Here is a 24033-nt window from a genome sequence, read left to right on the forward strand (position 1 = left end):
CTATCTGTTTCCTCCAGGTTTTGTGATCTGAGTTTGGGGAAAATAAAATTAATCTTGCATCTTTTAAAAATTGTTGGATAAAAAGAGCAGTTTTTCGTATAGACTATATCAGGTAAAATTATGCAAAACACAGACCTTTACAATAAGGGTGGCTATTGGACTTTCCTTGTCACACTCGTAATCAACATTCTATTCTTCGCTTATATTTCCTTTGTTCATCCGGGTACTCCGGATAACCCAGGAATGGAATCGAAAAACGTTCAGTCCAAATAGGGTAATTCGCCAAACTTTCGTGAACATTAGATTTTTCTTTTTACTTTGTTTGTTTTGGACTGGGGTCTTATATGCGTATGACCCACATTCCAATCTAACCCGGGAAAACAAACTCCCGAAAGAATTAGAAAATATTGGATTTTCCGATGTCACTGGGAAGTCTCTAAACTTGGACATCCCCTTTCGCGATGAATCGGGGAAATCCGTTCGTTTTTCTGATTTTCTCTCCAAAGGGAAACCAGTCCTTCTTTCTCCTGTTTACTTCAAATGTCCTACGCTTTGTAATTTTCACCTCAATGGTGTGTTTCAAGGATTAAAGGCACTCGATTGGACTCTCGGCAAAGAATACCAATACATTGCCGTATCCATAGACCCGAAAGAAAACGAATCTATTTCGTTTCCAAAAAAAGGGGCTTATTTGAAGGAATATGGTAGAGAAGGAGCAGAATCGGGACTCCACCTCCTGACCGGTACACAAGAATCCATTGATGCACTCACAAAACAATTGGACTTTCGGTATGCTTGGGATTCGGAAGCGAAACAATACATCCACGCCAGTGGAGTTTATGTTTTGACTCCCGAGGGAAAGGTTTCACGAATCTTTCAAGGGATTCAAATCGAACCAAGAGATTTAAAATTTGCCTTTCTTGAGGCATCTTCTGGTAAGATTGGGAGTTTTGTGGATAAGTTTGCTTTATTTTGCTTTCAATTTGATCCGAGAAAAAATAAATATACGATATACGCATACAGGATGATGCAATTCGGGGGGGCGGTCACCTTACTCCTTCTCGGTGCGTTTTTATACATAAACTGGCGAAAAATAAAAAATAACAACCGTCAAGGAGTCACATAGATGTCTTGGAGCAGTCTCATTCCAGCGACCTCGTTCATGCCTATCCAGGCAACTGAAATCGCAAAAGAAGTCGATCTTCTCTATGCGTTTCTGATCATAGCAAGCCTTGTTTCGTTTGTCATCTTGATTGGTGGAATGACATGGTTCCTCATCAAGTTCAAACGTACAAGTTTAGACCAGAAATCCGCATACATTACTCACAATAATTTTGCAGAATTTCTCTGGTCGTTCATTCCTCTCATCATTATGATGGGAATTTTCTACTGGGGTATGGTCATTTTTGAAAAACTTCGAATTCCACCAGAAGACATTGCGGCTGAAATTCACGTAACTGCGGAGCAGTGGGCGTGGACTTATCGTTATGCAAACGGAAAAGAATTTTATAGTTCTGCTAACGATCCTATGATTGTTCCTGCAGGAAAAGCAACAAAACTCATCCTCACCTCCAAAGATGTCATTCATAGTTTCTTTGTTCCCGCTTTCCGAACCAAACAAGATGCGGTTCCCGGAAAACTCACCCAACTTTGGTTCGAACCAAAACAACCAGGTGAATATATTGTTTTCTGTACTGAATATTGCGGAACCAAACACTCCGGTATGATGATTAAAATCAAAGCAGTTCCTTCTGAGGAATATGCGGCTTGGTATCATGCTGAGAAAAAAGGGGAAGATAGTCCTGCCGATCTTGGAAAGACTCTGTTTGCTCAAAAAGCTTGTGCTTCTTGCCACTCGGTCGATGGATCTAGAATTGTTGGACCTACTATGAAAGGACTTTTTGGTTCTGGTAGAAAGTTTGCTGACGGAAGCCAAACCAAAGCAGATGAAAACTACTTACGTGAGTCCATTCTTGTTTCATCCGCAAAGATCGTAGAAGGATATCCGCCAGCAATGCCGGTATTCCAAGGTCAATTGTCTGATGAAGACGTTGCCAACCTAATCGAATATATCAAATCCATTAAATAAGTAAGGAAGAGAGATGAGTTCAGCACATACAAAAACCGAACATGGTCACTCCACTGACCATAATTATCTGAACCACGGATCTGGAATCTGGTCTTGGATGACCACTCTGGACCACAAACGCATTGGTCTTATGTACTTCGCAACAGTTTCTACCCTTTTTCTAATCGGTGGTTTCTTTGCCTTAGGGATTCGATTGCACTTAGCTAAATTTGGTGCTACACCACTTTTAGAGCCGGACACTTACAATAAGTTTATGACCTTCCATGGTGCCATTATGGTATTTATGGTAATCATTCCGGGAATTCCGGCTTTTCTTGGAAACTTTGTCCTCCCTATCCAGTTGGGTGCGAAAGACGTTGCTTTCCCAAGACTGAACCTTGGTTCTTACTACGTTTTCATTGCGGGAGCTGCCATTGCTGCTTCTTCCATGATCTTTAACCAAGTAGATACAGGTTGGACATTTTATACTCCATACTCTACAGCAAAGACTTCCAATGGTGTGATTTTGCTTGTTTTGGGTGCCTTTACTATGGGTTTTTCTTCCATCCTTACGGGACTAAACTTCATCGTTACCACTCATAAACTAAGGGCTCCTGGAATGACTATGGACAGAATCCCACTGATGATTTGGGCTTTGTATTCCACTTCCATCATCCAGATCCTTGCAACACCAATTCTTGCCATCACACTTCTTCTCATTGGTGCTGAGAAAACTTTAGGTGTGGGAATCTTTGATCCAGACCTCGGAGGAGATCCAGTTCTTTTCCAACACTTCTTCTGGTTCTACTCTCACCCAGCAGTTTATATTATGATCCTTCCTGCGATGGGTGTGATCTCTGAACTCATCACTGCGTTCTCCAAAAAAACAATTTTCGGTTACCGTGCGATTGCCTACTCTTCGGTTGCGATTGCGGCAGTATCCTTCCTTGTTTGGGGACACCATATGTTTGTTTCTGGTCAGTCTACACTTGCTGGTATCATTTTCTCCATCATCACTATGTTTGTTGGGGTTCCGACTGCGATCAAACTCTTCAACTGGATCTCTACTATGTATCGCGGAACTGTTACCTTCGAAGCGCCGATGCTCTTCGCTCTTGGTTTTATGTTCCTCTTTACAATCGGTGGTTTGACAGGGGTTTTCCTTGCATCGACTGGTATGGATGTTCACTTCCATGACACTTACTTTGTGGTAGCACACTTCCACTACGTAATGGTGGGGGGAACTCTTATGGCGCTTATGGGCGGTATTTTTTACTGGTTCCCAAAAATGTTTGGAAAGATGACTTCCGACCTAGGTGGAAGAATCTCTTGGGTTCTTATCTTTACTGGATTCAACGTAACCTTCTTTCCTCAGTTCATACTCGGTGCTATGGGAATGCCAAGACGTTACTTTGACTACCTTCCAGAATACACAAACCTAAACCAAATCTCTACCGTGGGTTCTTGGCTCATTGGACTTGGATTTGTGGTTGCGCTTATCACCATGATTCATGGAATTCTGAAAGGGGAAAAAGCTCCTGACAACCCTTGGGGTGCAAAAACACTCGAATGGCAAACGTCTTCTCCTCCACCACACGAAAACTTTATCAATACTCCAACAGTAACTGCAGGGCCATATGACTTCCGTTAGTTCTTCAAGTGAATTTCAACACCAACACCATTTTAAGAGTGCAGATCACCAGTATGCCTCTTCCAAACAAGGGATATGGATATTCCTTTGCACAGAAATCCTGATGTTCGGTGGCCTATTCGTAGGTTACCTGATCTACCATTCTCTTTACCCAACTGTTTTTAAAAACGGTTCTGAGACTTTGGACTGGAAAATGGGCGCGGTAAACACAGTTGTCCTTCTCATCAGTTCCTTCACAATGGCTGCGGCAATTAACTATGTGCAACGTGGTTTGCATAAAGTAGCGGCGATTATGCTTGCTCTTACCATCGCTTGTGCGGGTGCCTTCATGGTAATCAAATACTTTGAATACAGTCACAAGTTTCATGTAGGAACAGTTCCAGGAAAGTTTTCTCTTGTGGATCCAACTTGCGCTGCAGGTGGTAAAAGAGCAGAGTGCGAATCTAAAATTTCCGCCCTTCTAAAAAACCCAGCAGAACTTGAAAAGAACCACGTAAGTGCAGAAGAAGTCACTCGCCTAAAAGCGGTAATTTCTCAACCAAAATGGGAAATGTTCTATGGTTTTTACTTTGTCATGACTGGTCTTCACGGAGTTCACGTGGTAGCGGGCGCTTTCCTTATTTTCTGGGTTTTTATGAAAACTCTAAGAAGAAAGGTCGGACCTGAATACTACACTCCAGTAGAAGGTGTGGGTCTTTTCTGGCACGTAGTGGACTTGGTATGGATTTACCTCTTCCCACTTCTTTATTTGGTAGGATAAAAGGTATTATAGAATGGAATACGTAATCAATTACGGACTTTACTTCATTGCTCTTGTTGCAGTTTTCACTCCAATTCTTGGATTTGGAATTTTTGCTCCAGGGATTGCAACGGCTACCATTTTAGGATTTATCGTAAACTGGTTCGGTCAGTTCTTTCAAACTGACCGGTTTGCAAAATTTACAGACGAAAACAAAGATAGCAAATTGTTAAAATTTGTTTTAGGTGATGAAGATCACAAAGAAGATCATGCTTCTGCATCCATGTGGGTAGAAGATGGTGAAGAGGAAGAAGAACATGACCACCATGTGATTTCCATTAAAACATACGTATATGTTCTATTGGCTCTTTTCTTTGGAACTTTTATTACTGTTTGGGTAGCACAATACGACTTAGGAAAGTGGAACATGATTGTAGCCATGGCGGTCGCAACATGTAAGGCATTCTTCGTATTGGCTTATTTCATGCATTTAAAGTATGATAATATGCTGAACCGTGTTATTTTCTTATCAGCTTTTGCCTTCTTAGCACTCCTTTTTGCTTTCTCTTTCGGCGATATCATTTCTCGAATTGCTCCGACGACAGAGTTCCCAGCAAAACCTTTCTTCTAGAAAAAAATTGCCAAAACGATTTTAAACAAGCCCGCCCTCGCGCGGGCTTTTTCGTCTAATGAGGAATCGTGTATTACTATTTCAAAACGATTCTCTCAAAATTCCTAGATCTGGTTCCCGAAAGGGAAATTCATAACCAGGATTATCTTGCGGAGTTAGACAGACACACTCGAATCATCCAAATCCCTGGTAGTATCATTGGCGTCTTTGCTATGTTAGGTTTCGCCTTTGATACAGATGCCAAACTTCACCCTGAATTTCCTGAACTATTTTACTTTCGAATTGGATTTAGCCTACTATGCATCTTTTATATAGCCTTTATTCTCTATAACCACTCAAAAAAGATACATTCTCGTTGGGAAGGTTTGACTTGGGCCTATTTGGTCTATGGGTATCTGTTGTTTACTGCGGCCTATTATACGGGACGAATCGCAGACGATGCCCCTTATGTTTCAGGATTTCAGATGTTGGTAATGATCCTCCCTTTTTTACCACTGCCAAGAAAAACCATGTTCATCTATTATCCCATTTCTATTGTCATCTTTGTTCTTTCTGTCCTTGTTTATAAACCAAATTTAACTACTGCTGCCGCTGCATATTCCATGCAAAACTTGGTCCTCAGTTATATTCTTGGAATTTTTAGTGGGTTTATTATTGAAGGATACAGGTTCCATTCCTTTTTAAACCACAAACGAATTATCAAGAAGAATGAAGAAGTCACCAAAACTGTAGAAGAAATCCAGATATTAAAGTCTCAACAAGATGGTGATTATTTTTTAACATCACTGCTACTAGAACCTTTGCTTGGTCATGAAGTGGATGGGAGTGCTGTTGCGATTGAAACTGTGATCAATCAATACAAAAAATTCTATTTCCGAAACAAGGAATATCAGTTAGGTGGGGATTACATATCCGTATTTAATTTAATTTTGCAAGGAAAACGATACAAAGCATTTATTAATGGGGATGCAATGGGGAAATCCATCCAAGGAGCAGGGGGAGCGATTGTACTCGGAGCAGTGTATAACTCCATTATCATCCGTTCGAAGATGGATCCCGTTTCTTCCAACCGGTCTCCCGAACGTTGGTTAAATGATTGTTATTTAGATCTGCAAAAGGTGTTTGAAACCTTTGAAGGAGCCATGTTAGTTTCTGCCGTAGTGGGGTTGTTGGAAGAATCAACGGGGACATTATATTTCATCAACTTAGAACACCCTTGGGTGATATTGTATCGTGATGGAAAAGCATCTTTTATCGAAAACGAAATCCACTATTATAAGTTAGGTGTGATGGAAGGGCTCTCCGATACATTTATCTCTGTTTTTCAAATGAAAAAAGGAGATAAAATCTTTTGTGGTTCGGATGGAAAAGATGATTTGGTTCTTTCTGAGAAAGGCAGATACCGTGATATCAATGAGGACCAAAATTTAATATTAGAAAATATTGAAGAAGCGGATGGGGATATGCAGTCTGTTTTGGATTGCCTTCGGCAGAAAGGAAAGTATTCTGATGATCTAAGTTTGATATCTTTACAATACAATTTGGATCCATACCCAAAACCAGGAAAGTTTTATGTGGAAGCTCGTGAGAATATCCGTGAGAAACGTTTTGATAAGGCCCTGGACTTGTTGTTGTCCTACGAATCTGCACTCGATACATCTATATCCGAGTTAAAGTATATTGCTAAGTTGTATGAAAAAAAAGGGGATTTGGTAAAGGCTATGGAATATGCAAGCCTTGCCTTAGAGAATTACCCATCAGATACCGTATGGATGTTTCATACGTCTGTATTATACAAACGAATGTATTCTTTGTACAAATCTCAATCGTTCCTATTTGAATCGCAAGAACTCGGAGAAAGGGTACGTTTGCGACAACCTTCTAACATTCGGAATTTGATCCATTTAGCCGATGTTTGTCGTTTGAATGGAGACAAAGACCGAGCTTCCTATTTGATGGGATTGATCAAAAAAATGTCTCCAGAACATCCTAAGTTCCAAGAGTTACTATCAATCTTGTAATCCTTCTGGGCCAAGGGTAGTTCTTAATCATTTCTGCAATTGAATGATTCTGTCTTTTATTTCTAGATTCTGGAAACCGTAATTGTCTCGAATCCACCCAAAAGCCTTGGCTGTATAAAAGAACGTATGGGTTCTATCATTTTTATAATACCAACTTTCAAAATTGATGGAGTCGTCATAAGGGTGAGTGAGTATATACAAACTTCCACCTGGTTTTAATAAATGACTTAGCTTATGAAACTCTTTTTTCGGTGAATGAAAATGTTCTACTACTTCTGTGAGAATGATATAGTCGTAGGTTTGTTTTAGGTTTTCTGGGTAATTGTGAAAGAAGGGATCATATAGTTTTATTTTGAAATCCACTTGTTCTAATAGATATTGAACCACTGGCCCCGGGCCCGCACCATAATCTAAACCTTTGTCAGTCGATTTTTGGTTTGCGATGACCATATCTACAATTGGTTTTAGAAAACTTTGGTAACGGATATCATCTACATCATTATTGTGTTCTGTATATCTTAACTTTTCTGCTTCCTTATTTGGCCAAAATTTAGGATCCATAAATATAGAACGACAATTTGAACATCTAAAATACGATCGAAGCCGGCCTGTATAGTAAGGAGTAGAGTCCGATTCGCAAAGAAGGCATTTCATAATTTATAATATCATATTGGAAAAATGATTAGTGATTTCAACTACGATCTAACAAACCGTGAATCATTCCGATTTCATAAAAAACCATTCTATTTTTTTGAAGCGGTGTCCGACAATTAGAGTAGTAGAGATACCGGAACACCCATGCAAAATATAGATTATTCGAGAAAGCTGAGATCCGGCCGACCCCTAGAAGGTGAGGTTCCATCCTATTCTCCACAACCGCATTCTTATCTCAGTAACCCTCAAAAACCTAAATCGGCTTTTATCCTTCTTATTGGTGGAATTTTACTTTTTACTTCAGGGATGGTAGTCGGAATCCAGTTGGGGCAAAAAGAGACTAAATTTAAGGAAAACTCGGAAACTTCATTCTCCAATGTAGGTTCCCAAAAAATACCTGCCCCAAAACTGACCCAATCCAATGAAGAAGGAACAAACCAAGACGAAAGTCGGACCGAAGGGACAGATTCTTCTTCTGGATCACCGTTCCCGGCTACATTGAAATTTCCTCCCAAAAATGACCAAATCAACTATATGGTCCAAATCGGGGATTTCACCCCAGAGGAAGCGGTAGCCGTAGGAAAACAGCTAATTGATACCCATCCCTCCTTACGAGGAAGAATCTTTCGTACCTCTACCGGTAAACTATTCGCTGGATACTTTTATCGTTTGGATGATGCCAAGGAAACATTGGATATCGTGAAGTCCAAACTGCCTTCCCTTACGGATGCTCAAGTAAAAACTATACGATTCTGAACTATTTTTACCAACTTCCTTGACATTCGTCAATTTTCAGGTATAGTAAGGACAAGAGTATTTACGGAAGTTATTATACTTACTTGGCTACAAAAAAACTAAACGAAAAAACTAAAGAGCCTAAATTCAAGGTTGGGGATTATGTTGTATATCCCATCCATGGAGTAGGTGAAGTCACAGAAGTTGCTAAAAAGCTGATTCTGGGAAAGAAAAAAGACTGCTACAGTTTGGAAATTCAAGGTTCCAAAATGAAGGTCTCAATCCCGGTGGATCGCGCAATGGATGTGGGTATCCGGTCGATCATTGATAAAAAAGAGATCAAAAAAGTTCTCACTCTCCTGAAAAAGGATGAGGTCGACACGGAAGAGGACTGGAAGGTCCGTTACCAGAACAATATGAACAAGATCAAGTCTGGTTCCATTTTCGAAGTGGCTGATGTTTGCCGTAATCTTTACAGACGTGCCTATGGCAAAGAACTTTCCATTATGGAAAGAAAGCTCTATGAGAGCGCCTATAATTTAGTAAAGATGGAAATTGCACTTAGTAAAGGTGTACCCCAGGAAGAAGCAGGGAACATCGTCTCGGACGTGTTAGCGGCTTCGGTTCAGGGATTGGCTCCAGCACCACCTCCAAAAGAATTGGATGATGATCTAGATCTAGAATAAACTTCCGTTTTTGCTCAACTCTTTTACAAGGATTGAGTTATGAAACACTTACTTTCAGCCCTTGGGACAATTATCGTCTCTTCGGTATCGTTTTTCTTCTTATATTCGGAATCGCAAAACCTCGTTTTGGCGGGGACTCTTGCTGGATTCATTCTCCTTTACTCCCTATTCCTAGTGTTAGGTGAAAGAAAATTATTCCCTGAAATCAAAGCCGATGTTGTACTTTGTGCAAGCGTTGGAGCTCTTCTTGGTCTGTCTATTGCGGCATTTCCAGTAAGTCTCCTGAACGATTACGGATATAAATCTATCGCTATCTTTGTCGCTGTTCTTTTGTTCCTTACAGGAATCAAAACAGGAATTGCTTTCTCAAGGAAACCGGGTCTTGCCATTTTTGGTGGTGGTGCTGGCGGAGCAGGTTCTAGTTTTCAAATCCCTGGTTTGGAAAACGCAAACAGCCATATCCGCGACAAAATTCTAGACACTTCCGTTGTCATTGATGGTCGTATTTTAGATATCGCTGACACTCATTTTCTAGATGGCCCCCTCATCCTTCCTAACTTTGTATTACGGGAAATCCAACTCATTTCCGATTCTTCTGACCCAATCAAGCGGGCTTGCGGAAGACGTGGTTTGGAAATGTTAAACAAACTCCAAAGAAAAGGATCCATCGAAGTTAAAATTACTTATACTGATTATTCAGATACAAGAGAAGTCGATGCAAAACTTGTGAAACTCGCACGTGATACGGGGGGAGCTGTTGTAACAAACGACTTTAACCTAAACAAAGTAGCTGAATTACAAGGAGTTCGAGTTCTCAACTTAAACAACCTTGCCAATGCTTTAAAACCTGTGGTGCTTCCTGGGGAAGAATTCCAAATTTCCGTCATTAAAGAAGGAAAGGATGAAAACCAAGGTATCGGTTACTTGGAAGATGGAACCATGGTAGTCATTGAAAACGGTGGTCACTTAGTTGGAAAAGATGTAAGGGTTGTTGTGACAAGTATCATCCAAACTGCTGCCGGTAAGATGATTTTCACGAAAGTGCAAAACGGTAACAATAACTACAACAAATCGTAATCTATTTTAAGTAGTCTAACGGGTATGAAACTAGTTCGTTTTTTAATTTCACGCGAAGGGTTCATATCCGTTTTTTGTTATACGATTACAGCTGTATTTTCTTTCCTTTCCTTTGCCCCTTTAAGTTTCCCTTTTTTTGTTTGGGTGGCTCCATTCGGACTTTTTATCATCGAAAAACGAAACAGAGGTGAGTGGAAAAAACTCATCTACCACGGGTTTGGCTTTTCCATTTTATTTTATTTAGTGTCTTTCCATTGGGTTTACCATATGACCACTGTATTTGGTGGTTTTGATTGGTATTTGGCGGTTCCCATCTTTATTGGTTCGGCAATCCTTTTAAATTTTAAATTCCCTGTTTACCTTTTGGTATTTTCTTTTTTAGCCAAGCGAGCGGGGCGATTTTTCCCTCTCATAGCTTCGGTTTCCATTTTATTTTCTGAATTTTTGACTCCTCAAGTTTTCCCATGGTATTTTGGCAATGTTGTCGCCGAAAATCAAATTTTGGCACAAAACGCAGAATATGCGAGTGCATACGGATTGTCTGCATTTTTGTTTTTTGTTTCTTATTATTTGTTTTATTTAAGAAAGCCAAAATACTTTTTACGGTTGTTTTTAACATTCCTTTCCAAACATAAAAACATCCAAAAGAAATTTGTCTTTGCTGGACTTGGGATTGTTTTGGTTCTCGTTTTATTTTTCGGGAACGGATACTATTTATTTCAAAAGTGGTCGGCTATAAAACCCATTGCGGAACGAGATGTCCTCGTTATACAACCTAATGCACCACTAGAATTTCGAGATGGGCGTAATCCCGCAGAAGAGATTCGCAATCTCATGACTCGCATTGATACCATGACGGAGATGGAACTCAAAAAAAGTCCTGTCGATCTGCTTGTATTACCAGAGTCAGGGATTCCCTTTTTCACGACTCATGATACAGAAGTCACTCGCTACAGTCGGATCTATTGGCATCAGTTTGAATCGCTTATGGCCATCCTTAGCCTTCGTCACGGGACCAATGTTTTTTATAATGAACTAGATGCTGATTTGGTTCCAACGGCACTCCCTGGTCGAATTTCTAGAAGGGATGTTCGAATGTACAATTCGTCTGTACTTATGAATCCAAATGGAGAAAGAAGGAATAGTTACCAAAAGGTTTTTTTACTCATCTTTGGAGAATACATGCCATTTGAATGGATGTATGCTTTGTCTGGACAAACGGGACAATTTGCACCGGGAACAAATCTCGATCTTATTCCTTATTATGAATCACGAAAAAATCCATCCTCTAGAACAAAAGACTTACATTGGGAAGATACAATGACTATGGGGCCTGCCGGTGTTCGTGAATACTATTCCAAAGACAAAGTAGAAGAAAAACAATTGGGTAGTTTTTTGCCTTTGATTTGTTATGAAGTGATCATTTCTGAATTTGTAAGAAAGTTTCAAGGAGATCCTGACTTTATTGTCAATGTTACCAATGACAAATGGTATGGGAACTCCGTTGAATCCTACCAACACCATACTTTGGGACGACTCCGGGCCATCGAGTTTCGTAAATGGATTGTTAGGTCCACTAACTCGGGTACATCGGTGTTTACTGACCATTTAGGAAGAAATATTGATAACGACTTTACTCCGATTGAAACAACCGCTGTGATCCGGAAAAAAGTACAAGTGATTCCTGGTGAAATGACTTTTTATAGATTATATGGAAATCTGCTTTCCTATTTGTATATGGGAATTGTTGGTCTAGTGTTGTTATTTTATGCAAAAAGGAATTCTTAATTTTCTATTTGAGAATAGATTTTATTTTGCAGTTTATATTTCGGTTGTTCTTCACATAACATTAATTATATATTCATTCAATCATTCCGATTCTCCATACCAAAAAACGCTTTGTGGACCACCTTGGATATATGCAACGGAAGAAGAGAAAGAAGTCTCTTTTCAGATGAGTTTTGGTAAGTCGGGTAGTGAGACTGGAAATGCCGAAACTACTGATGATCCTGGAGATGGCGAAGAAGGGGAAGAGGGTGACGGAGGTGGCTTTTCCAAAGGCAAATATAAGGGGAGCCAATGGGAAGATCTGGTAAAAGATTTGGAAGGCACTTCGTCCTTACGCAAACAGTTTAAAAATGATTATGACCAAATCAATGAAAACTCTGGAGTTGCTGATTCCTATATCAAACGAAATCGCGATTATGAGGACATCATTGTAAAAGATGTACTGCCCACTGTAAAAGGAATTCGTGATCCCTTCCGTGTTGACATAGAAACTGCCGAAGACAATTTATTTGTACATAAAGAACGAAACCGTATCATAGAAGAATTCAGAAAAGGGGATGAGTCATCTCCTCCGATCACCATGCGGATTTCGAAAGAAGGGGAAGCAGAACCAAAGTCTCCTCTTTCTATGCCCAAAGAAGATCGAAGTAAATATTTAGATCGAACTCTCAAACAAAAAAAGGAAAAACAGTTGGATGAATTCATTTCCCGGTACATGGGTTATGATCCAGACAAAGGGGATCTCAGTTTTTTTGTTCGCGATTTGTACTATGAAAACTTGCAAAGGTTAGCCTACCCATTTAGTGGGGATCCCAGTTATTTTTCCATTGATTACTTTCAAGAAAATCTAAACAAAGAAGATTTCCTGAGACAAATGATGGCGGCTCTCTCTGAAAATTTGGGAACAAATACAGGTACAGAAATTCTTTTTACCATTGAAAATATTTATGAAATCCAAGCAAGGGCTCTCGAACAGTACTTCTATGCAAAAGAATACTTAAAACTGGCAACACCAGAACAAAGACAAACTTTAAGGTATGAAACCTTACGGCGAGTGGAAGAAAAGTATCGGAAACTTTTGCGAGATAAAAAACTATTCACTATTAAGGATGTAGAGGAAGCATATTCCAAAAAACGAATCGATATCATCGATACATTGATTAAAAAAACACCGAAAGGGTATCGGATCAGAGATGGTTATTTTGATAAGGGAAGGATCCTTTGGGAAGCAGGAATGGTCCGTAAGGATTCCAAACTTCTAACGGAAGCCATTCAAACTTGGAACGCCATTCCCCGTCTCCCAACCAATGGAGATTTTTTAAATGAAAAGGCACATAACGCCGTCCAGTTATTGCTACGAGATCTTGGAAATGTATCGGATGCGAGTCAGTTATCCTCCGGATCCAAAGATCAAATTGAATTTATTTTACGAACTAGACTTAGTGAAACGATGACCAAGAAAAAAGAAAGGGAGGACAAATTACTTTGGCCTAAAGCGAAACAAAAACAAGGGAATATTGGGAACTAAACCGAATTCACCACACCGCATAACGAATGTTGGTTGGTTTTCCTTTGGCGATCAAACTTTATAAATGAGTTCTTTAGATTTTTATATTTTCGAGACCGTTTTCATGGAACTCTTGAGCCCATTTGTCATGAAAGGGAGTTTCTTTTTCGATTCGTTCTTCGATTGCCATTTGGGAAATGGCCGTTTCGCCGTAGTGGCGAAGGAAATCTCTGTGAGCCAGTCTTTCGATGAGTGCTTGCCAGAACACTTCGTCTTCGTAGTCTTCTAAAATATCAACAAGACCACTTTCTTCCTCGAATTCCCGAGTTAAATAAGGTTCTCCATTGTTCTGGTCAATTTGGACAATATTTCCAAGGCCTGCGTGTTCGGCTTGGGAAAAAACGTGGCGAACCACATCGGCGAACCTAGAATCCGTGTCAGGTTCATCCTCTGATCTGTCCTTGGCTTGTAAGGTGGAAATGACCCAATCTCCCATGTACACTAACTTGAGCAGGGTTTCGTATTGTTCTAGGGACAGTTCCATTTCCATTTAGGATCAGGTTCGGTCATGAGGTTATGAAGAAAAGAGTTTTTTTGCGGAAAGAATCGATACAGCGGGTCGAAAATTCAGTCTTCTAAAAGGATTTCTTTGTTACGGAGTGGCCTGTATTTATCTCGCACAATCGCAGTTATGTCATCAATGGCAACAAGAACCTCTTGGTTCGGATCGTTACCTTCGAAAGGTAAATAAAAAAATCCAAGAATTCGAATCGAACTTTTCTGCAAAAATACCCTATCATTTTGATCAAAATTTTTTGAAATCGAAACCGTGATGGATTTCCAACCTCGATAATTCAGTGAGGTGAGATTTAATTGTCTTACTTCCGCATCTTGCGACTCTATGATCAGTGTTAGGTTCCCGTTGGACTGTGAAGAGTAGATGGGAATGGTAATTTCCTTGATAAAGGCATTCACTTCTATGGGTTTAGGAAAATATAAAGAAAAAGGGAAATTGGCATCTTTCGGGATTCGTAAGACAAGTGCTTGTTTGGACCCTGGAATGGGTGCTGTAAAATTGGCAGAAAGGGAGATTTCTGGAAGTTTTGTACCTTTTTCCAATTTAGTACGCAGGTTTTCCCGATTGTAGTTGGGCAATTCGAAATTTTCGAGCAAAATTTCCCGCCAAATGCCTGTCTCAGCCCCAATCGGAATCATTCCAAATACGAAAAGAAAAAGTGTAAGTTTCCTTGAGATTCTCAGTGCAATCATGTTGACAATAATTCCTTACAAGGGGGATATATATGTTTTATCTGTAAAGAGGAGACTTATACAAATGCAGGCGCACAAATACCTTTTGGCCATACTGACAATATCTTTCGCAGGCCAAATTACAGCACAAGTTGCTGCACCAAAAGCCACTACTTCCACCAAAGACCAGGCAATCAAAAAAACAGAATCCACCTCTACACAAGCCAAAGATGGTGTTGATAAAGTTGAGACAACTGTAAAAGACATTTTGGGTGACAAAAAAGAATCGGGAGCTACTTCCAATCCAGCTGCTCTTTTCATTACAAGTAAAACTTCTTTTTCATTAGATGCAAAAGACGAATCATCCACAATCGATTTTATTGAATGGAAACCAAAAAACGGAGAATACAGAAAGTATACTCAGCCAATTCGTATTTCTGAAGAAGGACTAACTGAAGTTTACTATCGTTCTGTGGACAAAGTTGGAAACGCAGAAACACCTAAGATCCTCGTACTTCATGTTGATAACACTGCTCCTCGCGTGAGTTTAGTTCCTCAAGAACAGTTTTTTGTGTTAGACGGAGTTCCTTTCGCTTCTAAAAATAATACATATACTCTTGTAGCAGAAGACCAACAAACTGGTGTTGAAAAAGTTCAATTCAACGTTAACCAAGAAGCAACAAAAGTTTATGCAGATCCAATCAAATTGGAAAATGGTGGAGCAAACGTAGTTAAGTATTCTGCTACTGATAAATCTGGAAATTCTTCTCCTGAATCTTCTATCATCATTACTGTTGATGATGTGAAGCCTACAATTGAAATCGTTCCTTCTTTCCCGCTAGTTGATATCAATGGTAAAAACTTTCAAAGAAAAGGAAATGTATTCTATGTTAATGCAACAGACAAAGAATCTGGAATCAAAAAAATTCTAGTAAAAGTTGACGAAGAAGAATACAAACTTTATGTAGAAGCAATTGCAATTGAAACACAAGGTGACCATGTCATTAAAGCTATGGCAGTTGATAACGTTGGGAACCAATCAGATGTAGTGGAAGTAAAACTTTCGGTGGATTTAACTCCTCCAACTTCTACGATTCAAAAATCAGCTGAAGAACCAAAAGTAGAAACACCAGCTCCGGCAGCTACAACACCTTCTAAGTAGTTTTTTCACAAAAAAACTAGAACCGCAAGGTTACAAAAAAGAACCCCTTTCTATATGAGAGGGGTTTCTTTTTTATCCTTTGTTTTCCCTAAGTTTTGTGCCTTTTGCGGATCCTATGATCGATTTTCGGAAACGATGGCCGTTTGTAAACCTTGCACAAAACGAAACTACCTTCCACAAAAACAAATCCTAAAACCAAACCAGGTAAAACTTCCGTCCGATCGATTTGTTTTTTATGACCAAGTTTTCTATTTGCAAATGCGAGGAAGTTTTGAAAAGAACCTCTTTCAGTCTTTGAAGTTTGAAAATGAACGGCATCTGGCAAAATATTTTTGTTTGGGGCAAAGGTCCTTGTCAAAATATTTAAAAGGAGATCCTCCCGACAGTGTGGTTCTTGTCCCTTCTTCCCCAAAGGCGGGGCCGAGACCATACCACGCTTCTTATGTCCTTCTGGCAAAATGGAAAAAACTCTGGAAAATCAGGGAAGATACTAGCTTGCGTAAGGTTTCGGCGGACAAACAGTCTTCGCAAGGGTACGAAAGCCGATTTTTTCATGCAAAAAAGGCATTCCAATTCACAAAAAGTGATAGAATCATTGAGGGACTTCATGTTCTAATTGTAGATGATATATTCACAACGGGTGCCACTGTAAATGAAATCGCTAGACTGTACAAACAGGCTGGGGTTAGAAAGGTGACTTGCGTTGTTTTACTGTTAAGCGGGGGTGATTGAATCGAATGGATGTTCAAGTCAAGGATGACATAAGGATTATTAAATTTTCTGGGGCCATCATCAAGGTTGATTCCGATGAAATTGAAAAAGAACTTTCAAAACTCACGCAAAGTTCTGTTAAAAAAATTATTCTGGATTTAACAAAAGTTCATCATATTTGTTCCACAGCTCTTGGCATTTTCGTAGCCACCAAACGTAAGTTAAAACCTATGAATGGTGATATTAAAGTGATCGTTGTAGATGAAGATTTGATTCAATTGTTTGAAATTACAATGCTTGATAAAGTATTTGAAATTTTCCCTGATTTATCGGCTGCAATGGAAGGATTTCAACTCGACGAGGAAGATTCCAACTGACAAAGAAAACTTTAGCATTTGCTTCCGGGAGTGCACACAAATGGAAGGAAATGCAGATGTTACTTGCCCCCTATGGTTATGAGGTTGTCCTTCCTAAAGATTTAGGAATTTCATTCTCTCCGGAAGAAACGGAAGACTCATTTACTGGAAATTCCTTTATTAAATCAAAAGAACTCTATCGCCTGACAGGAATTCCCTCTTTCGCCGATGATTCTGGAATTTCCGTTCCAGCACTCGGAGGGGAACCGGGAGTGTATTCGGCTCGTTACGGCGGCCCGGGACTTACTGATAAAGAACGTGCTCTTTTCCTTTTACAAAAGTTAGGTGCAAGTGTGGACCGCAAGGCCTACTATAGTTGTGTGGTAAGTTTTGTGGACGCAAATGTTGCAGTGTCTTTTGAAGGAAGGGTCGACGGACTAATTGCCGAAGACTACGATGAAGAAGGTAAATTCGGATTTGGATATGATCCCATTTTTATCTACCCACCCTTTGGAAAACGATTTTCTCAAGTATCGGAAGCAGAAAAAAATACCGTCTCCCACCGTAAAAAAGCAATGGAGCTTTTTTTGGATTGGTTGCAGAAATACAAATAACAAAAGTTAGTTTTATGAGCTGACTGCGCCTCTTTTGTCCTTATGAGATTTCTCCTCCTCATTTTATTATTCCTTATTTGGATTCCTTCATCGGGATGGGCGTTGCATGCTCAGGTAGTTTGTTTGGGCGGAGAATGCTCCCATATCCCCAGAGAATTTCAAATTTTGGGGAACTTTGCGGAGCCTGTTTTTGATAGAATATATACTAACGGTTTTCTTCGTTCTATGGGGGAAAATGCCGTTTTACAAAATTTGAATTCTAACCAATCGGGTGGAACCAGTGTAAGTCGTTACCGGTTGGGGCTTGGATATACAATATCACAAGGTCAGGCTAAGGCGCGAAATTTATATTATGAAAATTCCGAACTAAGGACTTTACCAAAACTTGGAGTAGCTGCATCACCTGCATTCAGTTTTACGGCCAATTTAGGCGAATGGATCGGTGGTTCTTTAGCCAAACAATGGAATCTCACAACGCATTTTTTTCCCTATGAGTTCTGGGAATCCAATATTCCTTTTGTAAAAATTCGCAATACAGAAGTGAACGGACGTGTCACTAATTTTGGTGCTGTCCTTCGTTACTTTCCTATTGATTCTGGATTTTCTTTTGGAATGGGAATTTTCCAAACCAATCAAGATATCTATTTAAGCTCTTATGATCGAAGGCCCACTCAATTTAGAATTGATGGTGATAAACGACGTTGGATTGGTCAGAATGATTTGTTTTACCAATCGAGAATAACCTCTGGTTCCTTAGATATAAAATACAACTTCACCATTGGATTTTTATCCATTGTACCTGGTTTAGGTTTTGTATATAATCATGGTTATACGGCTATTCGGGCCAGTCGGTTTGCAGCAATTTCTAGAATGGAAAATCCTGATGACTTTGACTCTGATCCCAGTGCCATCGGGATCCGTCTCACCACAAGGCATAATCATAGATCAGGCTTCGGGTATGGAAGTTTAGGACTTCAAATAGGTATGGGAGATTTTAGTCTAATGACAGAGTTCATGACAGGGAAAGACATCCAGTCGATTAACCTTTCCCTGCAAAAAAATTTTAAGTAGCGAGAATCGCACCACCAGTGAGACGTTTGTAGAAATCGTTTCCTTCCCTGTCCAAAAACTCTTCGTAGTTTCCTTTGAAGTCTTTGATTCCTTCTGGGGTCACTTCGATGATTCTTGTACAAAGAGAAGAGATAAATTCCCTATCGTGGGAAACAAGGATCACTGTCCCTTCAAACAAAGATAAGGCGTAGTTTAGGGCTTCAATGGTTTCCAAATCCAAGTGGTTCGTTGGTTCATCCAGTGCAATGACATTGTCACAAGCAAGGATCATCTTTCCAATGATCATTCGTGATTTTTCCCCACCGGAAAGAACAGTTGTAGATTTGTTCGCCATATCCCCAGAAAAAAGCATTCGACCGAGGATGGCACGAATTTCTTGAACTTCTGTTCCTTGCGGAGAGTTACGTAACAACCATTCTACGAGAGTATCTGCATCTGGTTCCATCGCCTCACGGTGATCTTGTGGAAAAAAGGAAGTTTCTACGGAATCTCCCCATTTCACCTGACCAGAATCTGGTTCTATTTTTTTAAGTAACATTTTGAGTAGTGTGGTTTTACCAACACCGTTGGTTCCTACAATTCCTACTTTTTCCCCTTTGGTGATGGAGGTACTAAATTCTTTGATGACTGGTTTCCCATCATAAGACTTAGAAATGTTAATGGCTTCAAACACATCCTTTCCTAGTGTTCGTTTTGCTTTGAAACGAATATAAGGTGCCACACGAGAAGATGGTTTTACATCGACCATCTCACCTTTAATTTTTTCTATCATCTTTTGACGAGAAGTGGCTTGTTTGGATTTACTGGCGTTGGCAGAGAATCTGGAAACAAACTCTTGTAAGTCGGCAATTTTTTCTTTTGCCCGTTTACTATCACTCATTAACTGCTCGCGTGTTTGTTCTGCGGCAATCATAAAGTCGTCATAATTTCCAGGGAACACTCGAATGGTATTGTAATCCAAGTCGGCGATATGAGTGGCAACGGAATTGATGAAGTGACGGTCGTGGGAGATTACAATGACCACACCTTCATAATTGATAAGGAGTTCTTCCAACCAGTGGATGGTTTTGATATCTAAGTGGTTCGTTGGTTCGTCCAAAAGAAGGACATCGGGTTTTAAAAATAAAACTTGGGCGAGAAGTACTCGGAGTTTGAAACCGCCGGTAAGAAAATTCAAAGGTCGGTTATGGGCTGTTGTAGGGATCCCTAGGCCTTCCAGAAGCTCTCCTGCCACGGATTCGGCCTCATACCCACCCATATCGGCGAAAATTTCCTCAATCTCGGAGATTCGCATTCCGTCTTCATCGGTCATGTCCTCTTTGGCGTAGATGGCTTCTCGTTCCGACATGACACTCCAAAGTTCAGGATTTCCCCGTAGAACTGTGCCAAGGACCGTCTCATTTTCGTATTCGTAGTGGTCCTGTTTCAAATATCCGACCTTAACGTCCTTGTCGAGAGCGACAGAACCGGCCGATGGCTGTAAAATACCGGCTAAAACCTTCATAAAGGTCGATTTTCCAGAACCATTGGCTCCGATCAGACCGTAACGGCATTCCGGTTTGAATTTAATGGATACGTTTTCGAAAAGAGGTTTTTTCCCGAAGGAGACTGTAATGCCGCTAGCTTGGATCATAAGTCAATTTTCTAAGGGAATCGGAGGTTTCAACCGACATTTCGTATGGTATGGCACGGATTCTCATCATCATTCTCCTCCTTTTCGGGAACGGGCTCATAAGCTCGCAAAGTGTAAAAAATGGAATCCAGGTTTTGGAGGGGGACCTCCTGAATACGGGCCATCTCCTCCGCACGGACAAACAGGTTTTTCGCATTAGTGGTGGTGTTTTACAGGAAGAGTTGGCATATTTGGCAGGAAAAAAGATACGGATGTTATGCGACGTCCAAGGGGAGACCTGCAGCCCTATTCGTTACGAGATGGAACCTTTTGAATCTGGCAAAACTCCAGATTGGACATTGAAAAAAATCCCTCGTTACGTAACTGGGGGCCTTTTTTCTTTCAACCCGCAGTGTACACCTGATGGCAAAATTTTATTTTGGACGGCCCTCATTCGCGAAGGGGGAAGATCCACTCAAAAAATTTGGGCCGCCAAACGAGACCAATACGGATTTTGGATGCAGGGAGAACAACTTCCGACACCACTCAACAATCGTTTTCCTTCTGCTGTGATTTCGGCTTTACCCGGTGGGAACGAACTATTTGTATTTGGTAATTTTGGGGAAGAGGAGATGTTGGATAACCTGAAAAAAGAGATGGTATACAAATCTCAAATTGCCTCTAGGGAAGCACAGAACCCAAAAGAGTTTCATCTTGTCCTGACTAAGTTAGAAACAGAATATAAGGAACGATCTGAAAAAATTCAAAATCGTGCTCCGCTGTACAAAACACATAGAACCGAATCGGGTTGGTCAATGCCTTCCCCCATTAATTTCCCTAGTTTTTATAATTGGTATAGAAAAGCAGACAATCCCAACCAACAGGTGTTTGGTGGATCGGCTTTGGCATCCAGTGGTCGGACACTGATTTATTCTGCCCAACAAAAGAAAAATTTTGGTAAGTTAGATTTGTATGTAAGTTTACAAAATGATGCCGGTATATTTGAAGAAGGAATTAATTTAGGAAACACTTTGAATACTGGAGAAGAGGAGATGGCACCTTTTCTTGGTCCAGATGACAAAACATTATACTTCTCTTCGTCTGGAAGAAAAGAAGGGATTTCCATCTTTATCTCTAGAAGGTTAAATGATTCTTGGACTTCTTGGTCAGAACCACAAGAGTTATCTTCTAACCTAAGAGGTGTTAACTTCTTTAGTATCCCAGCTGTTGGGAACTGGGCCTATATGTCCAGAGAAGGGGAATTGTATATGGCCGCCATCCCTCACCACTTCCAACCAGAACCTGTGGTTGTGATTAAAGGAAAAGTGGTCGATGAAGAGGGAAAACCACTTTCGGCTTTTGTGTTGTATGAATCTTTAAACAGAAAAAAATCCATTGGTTCGACTGTCAGTGATCCGGCGACTGGTGAGTTTAGTATCATCCTTCCTTACGATGAGAATTATGGTTTTTATGGAGAAAAAGAAGGATACCTTCCTGTTTCACAAAACCTGAATTTGGTGGGCAAAGAAAAAGAAGACAAAGAAAAAACTGTCCTTCTAATCCTTCCAAAACTAAAGAAAGGAAATCAAATTGTGATGAACAATTTGTTCTTCGCCTTCAGGTCATCGGAGTTAACCAAGGAATCGGAGCCGGAACTAGACAGATTGGCAGGAATCCTCCGAAAATCAGCCAATTTGAAGATCCTCATCGAAGGGCATACGGACAATGTAGGAACAAAATCTGCCAACCAAAAGTTATCACTCGAAAGAGCAAATTCGGTTGCTAATTATTTGAAGTCTAAACATAAAATAGAAGAATCACGAATTGCGATCGTAGGTCATGGTCCTCAGGTGCCCATTGCAGACAATTTGACCGAAGAAGGTCGTGGGACGAACCGAAGGGTAGTCTTTAAAATTTCGGAAGAGTAAAACGTGGATATCAAAAATATAAACATACCCAAAGTCAATGTAGACACCCAAAAGATGATGGGTGCGGTCGACGGTCTTGTAGATAAAATTCCATCACAAGTCCAAGACTTACTGAAAAAAATTGCCATCTCACTTTTTGTTTTTTTTCTTATCATGGCGATTTACGTAGGTTGGACCCATGGTTGGGAAAATGCCAAACCTCAAGGGATGCAACTGGCCCAAGACACTAGAAGTTTATTTCTTACCGAAATTGAAAGGGATTATAACAGAAAACGTAAAGATGTAAGAATGTCCGATCCTGAAGATTTAAAATACGAATCCAATCGAAAGATGCAATTTGATTTTATCAGCGAACGGGAATCAAACGGATACACTCATGACACCATTCCCGAAGAACAAGATTTTTTGGGTAAAGAATATGATTTTAGAAATCGTAAAGCCGAGGATACAACTGTTCCTCCCATCTACACTCCGTCAGGTGATGGTTTGATCCCAGCTCCGATTGATGTGGCACCCATGCAGCCAAAAGAAAATTCTAATACGACTGGTGCAACAGAATCTGATGATGAAATCCGTATGCAAAGAATGTTAAACCGAGTTTCTGATTTGGAAAAAAAAGTGAAGGCTAAAAACGAAGAAAAGAATTTGGAGACTTTGAAATTACCCAAACCACCAGAATCGAGTGAAGGTTTGGGAAAACCGAGAGGTTTGGAACGAATTCCCAAGAATTTACGATGAATGGTAACCCTTTGTTTTTTACTTCTAGGTTTCGAGTTTTGATCTCTAAGTCCGGTTTCCTTGTAATCGTCTTATTTCCTCTTTTGAGTATAGGTCTTTTTTTTCCACTCCATGCTCAAACTAATGAATTGTTTTTGCCATTTCCTGAAACTTGGAACAAAGATACGGCTAATTCTGGAATGGAACCCACTGCTTCCAGTAGTCCCACAAATTCGAATGTAAGTGCTAAACCAAACACAAATTCTAACTCCAGTGTCAGTTCAAATTCCCAATCTCTGTCAACTACATCTACAGAAACAAATGGGGAAACACCAGGGTCTTCTCTTGCTTCCAACAACCAAACCTCCGTTACAACCAAATCAAAACCAGTAGAGAAGAAGAAAAAAAAGAAGGAAGTGGTCGATCCGTCACAAGCATCTTTCCAAAAAGGAAAGGCTTATTTAACAAGGGACCAAAAGAAGTCCGCCGAATCCGAGTTTGCTGATTCCTATGGAAAAGAAGGGGAAGCAGCGAAGTTTTCTCGAGTAGAAAATTCTAACCTCTTTGGTCTGGATGGAAAAGATAAAGAATCTAGTGGTCTTGTGGAAAAACAAGAAGACCCAGATCTCAAAATCAAAACTCAGTTTGAACTCGCAAGATCTCTTGATCGTATTGGGAATCCTGATTCAGAAGAAAAAGCCTATAAGGAATACCTAAAACTAGTGACTGAGTTTCCGAAACACCCAGAACTCACACCTAGATCGCATTATGCGGTTGCCATCCTTCTCATTCGTAAAAAGGAATTTCGTTCGGCGGCCCACCAATTGGTGAGTATCCTAAAGAATTTTAAAGAATCTGCGGAGTTCCTTCCGGCACATTATTATTTAGGGAAAATTTACGAAAGTAGTTGGGACGAAAGGGATTTAGAACGTTCCTTAAAATACTACCAACTCTATATGAATGGAATGGAAGGAAAAACTTCAGTGCCTGGTTATGATTTTAAAAAAGAAACCCGCGAAAGACTGCGGGTTTTAGGTTCTTCGATTTAAGAATTAGA

General features: G+C 40.1%; 24 protein-coding genes. 20 read left to right on the plus strand and 4 right to left on the minus strand.

Annotation, left to right across the window (positions count from 1 at the left end; translation table 11 throughout):
• Window positions 1-120 precede the first annotated feature (120 nt).
• The 7 genes from LEP1GSC199_RS21420 (at window position 121) to LEP1GSC199_RS04550 (ending at window position 7110) form a co-directional block, all read left to right on the plus strand.
• The gene (locus LEP1GSC199_RS21420; RefSeq protein ID WP_002978550.1) at window positions 121-273 is read left to right on the plus strand and encodes a hypothetical protein; all 153 of its coding nucleotides are present in this window, start codon (window positions 121-123) and stop codon (window positions 271-273) included.
• 19 nt (window positions 274-292) lie between these two features.
• A complete protein-coding gene (locus LEP1GSC199_RS04525) occupies window positions 293-1126 on the plus strand; it encodes an SCO family protein (protein ID WP_002978114.1) in 834 nt (277 codons plus the stop codon).
• Window positions 1127-2089 (plus strand): cytochrome c oxidase subunit II, encoded by a 963-nt coding sequence (gene coxB, locus LEP1GSC199_RS04530; RefSeq protein WP_039926091.1) that lies wholly within the window; start codon window positions 1127-1129, stop codon window positions 2087-2089.
• 13 nt (window positions 2090-2102) lie between these two features.
• Window positions 2103-3719 (plus strand): cytochrome c oxidase subunit I, encoded by a 1617-nt coding sequence (locus LEP1GSC199_RS04535; RefSeq protein WP_002978439.1) that lies wholly within the window; start codon window positions 2103-2105, stop codon window positions 3717-3719.
• Window positions 3706-4479, plus strand: a complete 774-nt coding sequence (locus LEP1GSC199_RS04540; RefSeq protein ID WP_039926094.1) for a cytochrome c oxidase subunit 3 family protein — start codon at window positions 3706-3708, stop codon at window positions 4477-4479. The genes LEP1GSC199_RS04535 and LEP1GSC199_RS04540 overlap by 14 nt, the downstream gene beginning before the upstream one ends.
• 13 nt (window positions 4480-4492) lie before the next feature.
• Window positions 4493-5089, plus strand: a complete 597-nt coding sequence (locus LEP1GSC199_RS04545; protein ID WP_002978359.1) for a cytochrome C oxidase subunit IV family protein — start codon at window positions 4493-4495, stop codon at window positions 5087-5089.
• A 68-nt stretch (window positions 5090-5157) separates the two neighbouring features.
• Entirely contained in the window at window positions 5158-7110 is a 1953-nt protein-coding gene (locus tag LEP1GSC199_RS04550) for a SpoIIE family protein phosphatase (protein WP_002978530.1), read from the plus strand.
• Window positions 7111-7137: 27 nt separating this feature from the next.
• Here the strand turns inward: LEP1GSC199_RS04550 and LEP1GSC199_RS04555 are convergent, their stop codons facing one another.
• Entirely contained in the window at window positions 7138-7671 is a 534-nt protein-coding gene (locus tag LEP1GSC199_RS04555) for a class I SAM-dependent methyltransferase (RefSeq protein ID WP_002978397.1), read from the minus strand.
• A gap of 237 nt (window positions 7672-7908) precedes the next feature.
• Here LEP1GSC199_RS04555 and LEP1GSC199_RS04560 point away from each other — a divergent pair, with 237 nt between their 5' ends.
• From LEP1GSC199_RS04560 to LEP1GSC199_RS04580, 5 genes are all read left to right on the plus strand, one after another.
• Window positions 7909-8520: a hypothetical protein gene (locus tag LEP1GSC199_RS04560; protein ID WP_002978271.1), complete on the plus strand. Its 612-nt coding sequence runs from the start codon at window positions 7909-7911 to the stop codon at window positions 8518-8520.
• 83 nt (window positions 8521-8603) lie between these two features.
• On the plus strand, window positions 8604-9185 hold the full coding sequence (locus LEP1GSC199_RS04565; RefSeq protein WP_002978378.1) for a CarD family transcriptional regulator: 582 nt from the start codon (window positions 8604-8606) through the stop codon (window positions 9183-9185).
• 39 nt (window positions 9186-9224) lie between these two features.
• Entirely contained in the window at window positions 9225-10262 is a 1038-nt protein-coding gene (locus LEP1GSC199_RS04570; protein ID WP_002978346.1) for a PIN/TRAM domain-containing protein, read from the plus strand.
• A 24-nt stretch (window positions 10263-10286) separates the two neighbouring features.
• Complete coding sequence (locus LEP1GSC199_RS04575; RefSeq protein ID WP_002978314.1) at window positions 10287-12050, plus strand: apolipoprotein N-acyltransferase; 1764 nt, start codon at window positions 10287-10289, stop codon at window positions 12048-12050.
• Window positions 12031-13578 carry a hypothetical protein gene (locus LEP1GSC199_RS04580; RefSeq protein WP_002978186.1) on the plus strand — a complete coding sequence of 516 codons (1548 nt, stop codon included), beginning with the start codon at window positions 12031-12033 and terminating at the stop codon, window positions 13576-13578. The genes LEP1GSC199_RS04575 and LEP1GSC199_RS04580 overlap by 20 nt, the downstream gene beginning before the upstream one ends.
• Window positions 13579-13651: 73 nt before the next feature.
• Here LEP1GSC199_RS04580 and LEP1GSC199_RS04585 read toward each other — a convergent pair whose 3' ends face one another.
• Complete coding sequence (locus LEP1GSC199_RS04585; RefSeq protein ID WP_232420642.1) at window positions 13652-14101, minus strand: hypothetical protein; 450 nt, start codon at window positions 14099-14101, stop codon at window positions 13652-13654.
• Between the two features lie 83 nt (window positions 14102-14184).
• Window positions 14185-14826 carry a flagellar filament outer layer protein FlaA gene (locus tag LEP1GSC199_RS04590; RefSeq protein ID WP_002978331.1) on the minus strand — a complete coding sequence of 214 codons (642 nt, stop codon included), beginning with the start codon at window positions 14824-14826 and terminating at the stop codon, window positions 14185-14187.
• Between the two features lie 64 nt (window positions 14827-14890).
• On the opposite strand from LEP1GSC199_RS04590, the gene ompL47 reads away from it, so the two are divergent.
• The 5 genes from ompL47 to LEP1GSC199_RS04615 are packed head-to-tail and all read left to right on the plus strand — an operon-like array spanning window position 14891 to window position 18719.
• Window positions 14891-15967 carry a multi-beta-barrel domain surface protein OmpL47 gene (gene ompL47 / locus LEP1GSC199_RS04595; RefSeq protein ID WP_002978273.1) on the plus strand — a complete coding sequence of 359 codons (1077 nt, stop codon included), beginning with the start codon at window positions 14891-14893 and terminating at the stop codon, window positions 15965-15967.
• 54 nt (window positions 15968-16021) lie between these two features.
• Window positions 16022-16699, plus strand: coding sequence for a ComF family protein (locus LEP1GSC199_RS04600; protein WP_002978141.1), 678 nt, complete (start codon window positions 16022-16024; stop codon window positions 16697-16699).
• A 5-nt stretch (window positions 16700-16704) separates the two neighbouring features.
• Entirely contained in the window at window positions 16705-17055 is a 351-nt protein-coding gene (locus LEP1GSC199_RS04605; RefSeq protein ID WP_002978434.1) for an STAS domain-containing protein, read from the plus strand.
• Window positions 17052-17648, plus strand: coding sequence for an RdgB/HAM1 family non-canonical purine NTP pyrophosphatase (rdgB, locus tag LEP1GSC199_RS04610; RefSeq protein WP_039926099.1), 597 nt, complete (start codon window positions 17052-17054; stop codon window positions 17646-17648). The genes LEP1GSC199_RS04605 and rdgB overlap by 4 nt, the downstream gene beginning before the upstream one ends.
• A 42-nt stretch (window positions 17649-17690) precedes the next feature.
• The gene (locus LEP1GSC199_RS04615) at window positions 17691-18719 is read left to right on the plus strand and encodes an Lsa36 family surface (lipo)protein (RefSeq protein WP_039926101.1); all 1029 of its coding nucleotides are present in this window, start codon (window positions 17691-17693) and stop codon (window positions 18717-18719) included.
• On the opposite strand, the gene LEP1GSC199_RS04620 is transcribed toward LEP1GSC199_RS04615, so the two are convergent.
• Window positions 18712-20352: an ATP-binding cassette domain-containing protein gene (locus tag LEP1GSC199_RS04620; RefSeq protein WP_002978170.1), complete on the minus strand. Its 1641-nt coding sequence runs from the start codon at window positions 20350-20352 to the stop codon at window positions 18712-18714. The genes LEP1GSC199_RS04615 and LEP1GSC199_RS04620 overlap by 8 nt on opposite strands.
• A gap of 50 nt (window positions 20353-20402) precedes the next feature.
• Here LEP1GSC199_RS04620 and LEP1GSC199_RS04625 point away from each other — a divergent pair, with 50 nt between their 5' ends.
• The 3 genes from LEP1GSC199_RS04625 to LEP1GSC199_RS04635 are packed head-to-tail and all read left to right on the plus strand — an operon-like array spanning window position 20403 to window position 24025.
• Window positions 20403-22259, plus strand: coding sequence for an OmpA family protein (locus LEP1GSC199_RS04625; RefSeq protein WP_002978300.1), 1857 nt, complete (start codon window positions 20403-20405; stop codon window positions 22257-22259).
• A 3-nt stretch (window positions 22260-22262) separates the two neighbouring features.
• The gene (locus LEP1GSC199_RS04630; protein WP_002978277.1) at window positions 22263-22997 is read left to right on the plus strand and encodes an LIC_11485 family protein; all 735 of its coding nucleotides are present in this window, start codon (window positions 22263-22265) and stop codon (window positions 22995-22997) included.
• Window positions 22994-24025, plus strand: a complete 1032-nt coding sequence (locus LEP1GSC199_RS04635; RefSeq protein ID WP_002978440.1) for a tetratricopeptide repeat protein — start codon at window positions 22994-22996, stop codon at window positions 24023-24025. Before LEP1GSC199_RS04630 ends, LEP1GSC199_RS04635 begins: the two co-directional genes overlap by 4 nt.
• The last annotated feature ends 8 nt before the right edge of the window (window positions 24026-24033 follow it).

Origin of the sequence: Leptospira vanthielii serovar Holland str. Waz Holland = ATCC 700522 (assembly GCF_000332455.1) — a bacterium.
Lineage (GTDB): Bacteria > Spirochaetota > Leptospiria > Leptospirales > Leptospiraceae > Leptospira_A > Leptospira_A vanthielii.

Excerpts from the sequence above, each read along its gene's own strand:
- LEP1GSC199_RS21420 (WP_002978550.1), top strand. The coding sequence starts at position 121 with ATGCAAAACACAGACCTTTACAATAAGGGTGGCTATTGGACTTTCCTT.
- coxB (WP_039926091.1), top strand. The coding sequence starts at position 1,127 with ATGTCTTGGAGCAGTCTCATTCCAGCGACCTCGTTCATGCCTATCCAG.
- LEP1GSC199_RS04535 (WP_002978439.1), top strand. The coding sequence starts at position 2,103 with ATGAGTTCAGCACATACAAAAACCGAACATGGTCACTCCACTGACCAT.
- LEP1GSC199_RS04540 (WP_039926094.1), top strand. The coding sequence starts at position 3,706 with ATGACTTCCGTTAGTTCTTCAAGTGAATTTCAACACCAACACCATTTT.
- LEP1GSC199_RS04545 (WP_002978359.1), top strand. The coding sequence starts at position 4,493 with ATGGAATACGTAATCAATTACGGACTTTACTTCATTGCTCTTGTTGCA.
- LEP1GSC199_RS04555 (WP_002978397.1), bottom strand. The coding sequence starts at position 7,671 with ATGGATCCTAAATTTTGGCCAAATAAGGAAGCAGAAAAGTTAAGATAT.
- LEP1GSC199_RS04560 (WP_002978271.1), top strand. The coding sequence starts at position 7,909 with ATGCAAAATATAGATTATTCGAGAAAGCTGAGATCCGGCCGACCCCTA.
- LEP1GSC199_RS04570 (WP_002978346.1), top strand. The coding sequence starts at position 9,225 with ATGAAACACTTACTTTCAGCCCTTGGGACAATTATCGTCTCTTCGGTA.
- LEP1GSC199_RS04575 (WP_002978314.1), top strand. The coding sequence starts at position 10,287 with ATGAAACTAGTTCGTTTTTTAATTTCACGCGAAGGGTTCATATCCGTT.
- LEP1GSC199_RS04580 (WP_002978186.1), top strand. The coding sequence starts at position 12,031 with ATGCAAAAAGGAATTCTTAATTTTCTATTTGAGAATAGATTTTATTTT.
- LEP1GSC199_RS04585 (WP_232420642.1), bottom strand. The coding sequence starts at position 14,101 with ATGGAACTGTCCCTAGAACAATACGAAACCCTGCTCAAGTTAGTGTAC.
- LEP1GSC199_RS04590 (WP_002978331.1), bottom strand. The coding sequence starts at position 14,826 with ATGATTGCACTGAGAATCTCAAGGAAACTTACACTTTTTCTTTTCGTA.
- ompL47 (WP_002978273.1), top strand. The coding sequence starts at position 14,891 with ATGCAGGCGCACAAATACCTTTTGGCCATACTGACAATATCTTTCGCA.
- LEP1GSC199_RS04600 (WP_002978141.1), top strand. The coding sequence starts at position 16,022 with ATGAGAGGGGTTTCTTTTTTATCCTTTGTTTTCCCTAAGTTTTGTGCC.
- LEP1GSC199_RS04605 (WP_002978434.1), top strand. The coding sequence starts at position 16,705 with ATGGATGTTCAAGTCAAGGATGACATAAGGATTATTAAATTTTCTGGG.
- LEP1GSC199_RS04615 (WP_039926101.1), top strand. The coding sequence starts at position 17,691 with ATGAGATTTCTCCTCCTCATTTTATTATTCCTTATTTGGATTCCTTCA.
- LEP1GSC199_RS04620 (WP_002978170.1), bottom strand. The coding sequence starts at position 20,352 with ATGATCCAAGCTAGCGGCATTACAGTCTCCTTCGGGAAAAAACCTCTT.
- LEP1GSC199_RS04625 (WP_002978300.1), top strand. The coding sequence starts at position 20,403 with ATGGCACGGATTCTCATCATCATTCTCCTCCTTTTCGGGAACGGGCTC.
- LEP1GSC199_RS04635 (WP_002978440.1), top strand. The coding sequence starts at position 22,994 with ATGAATGGTAACCCTTTGTTTTTTACTTCTAGGTTTCGAGTTTTGATC.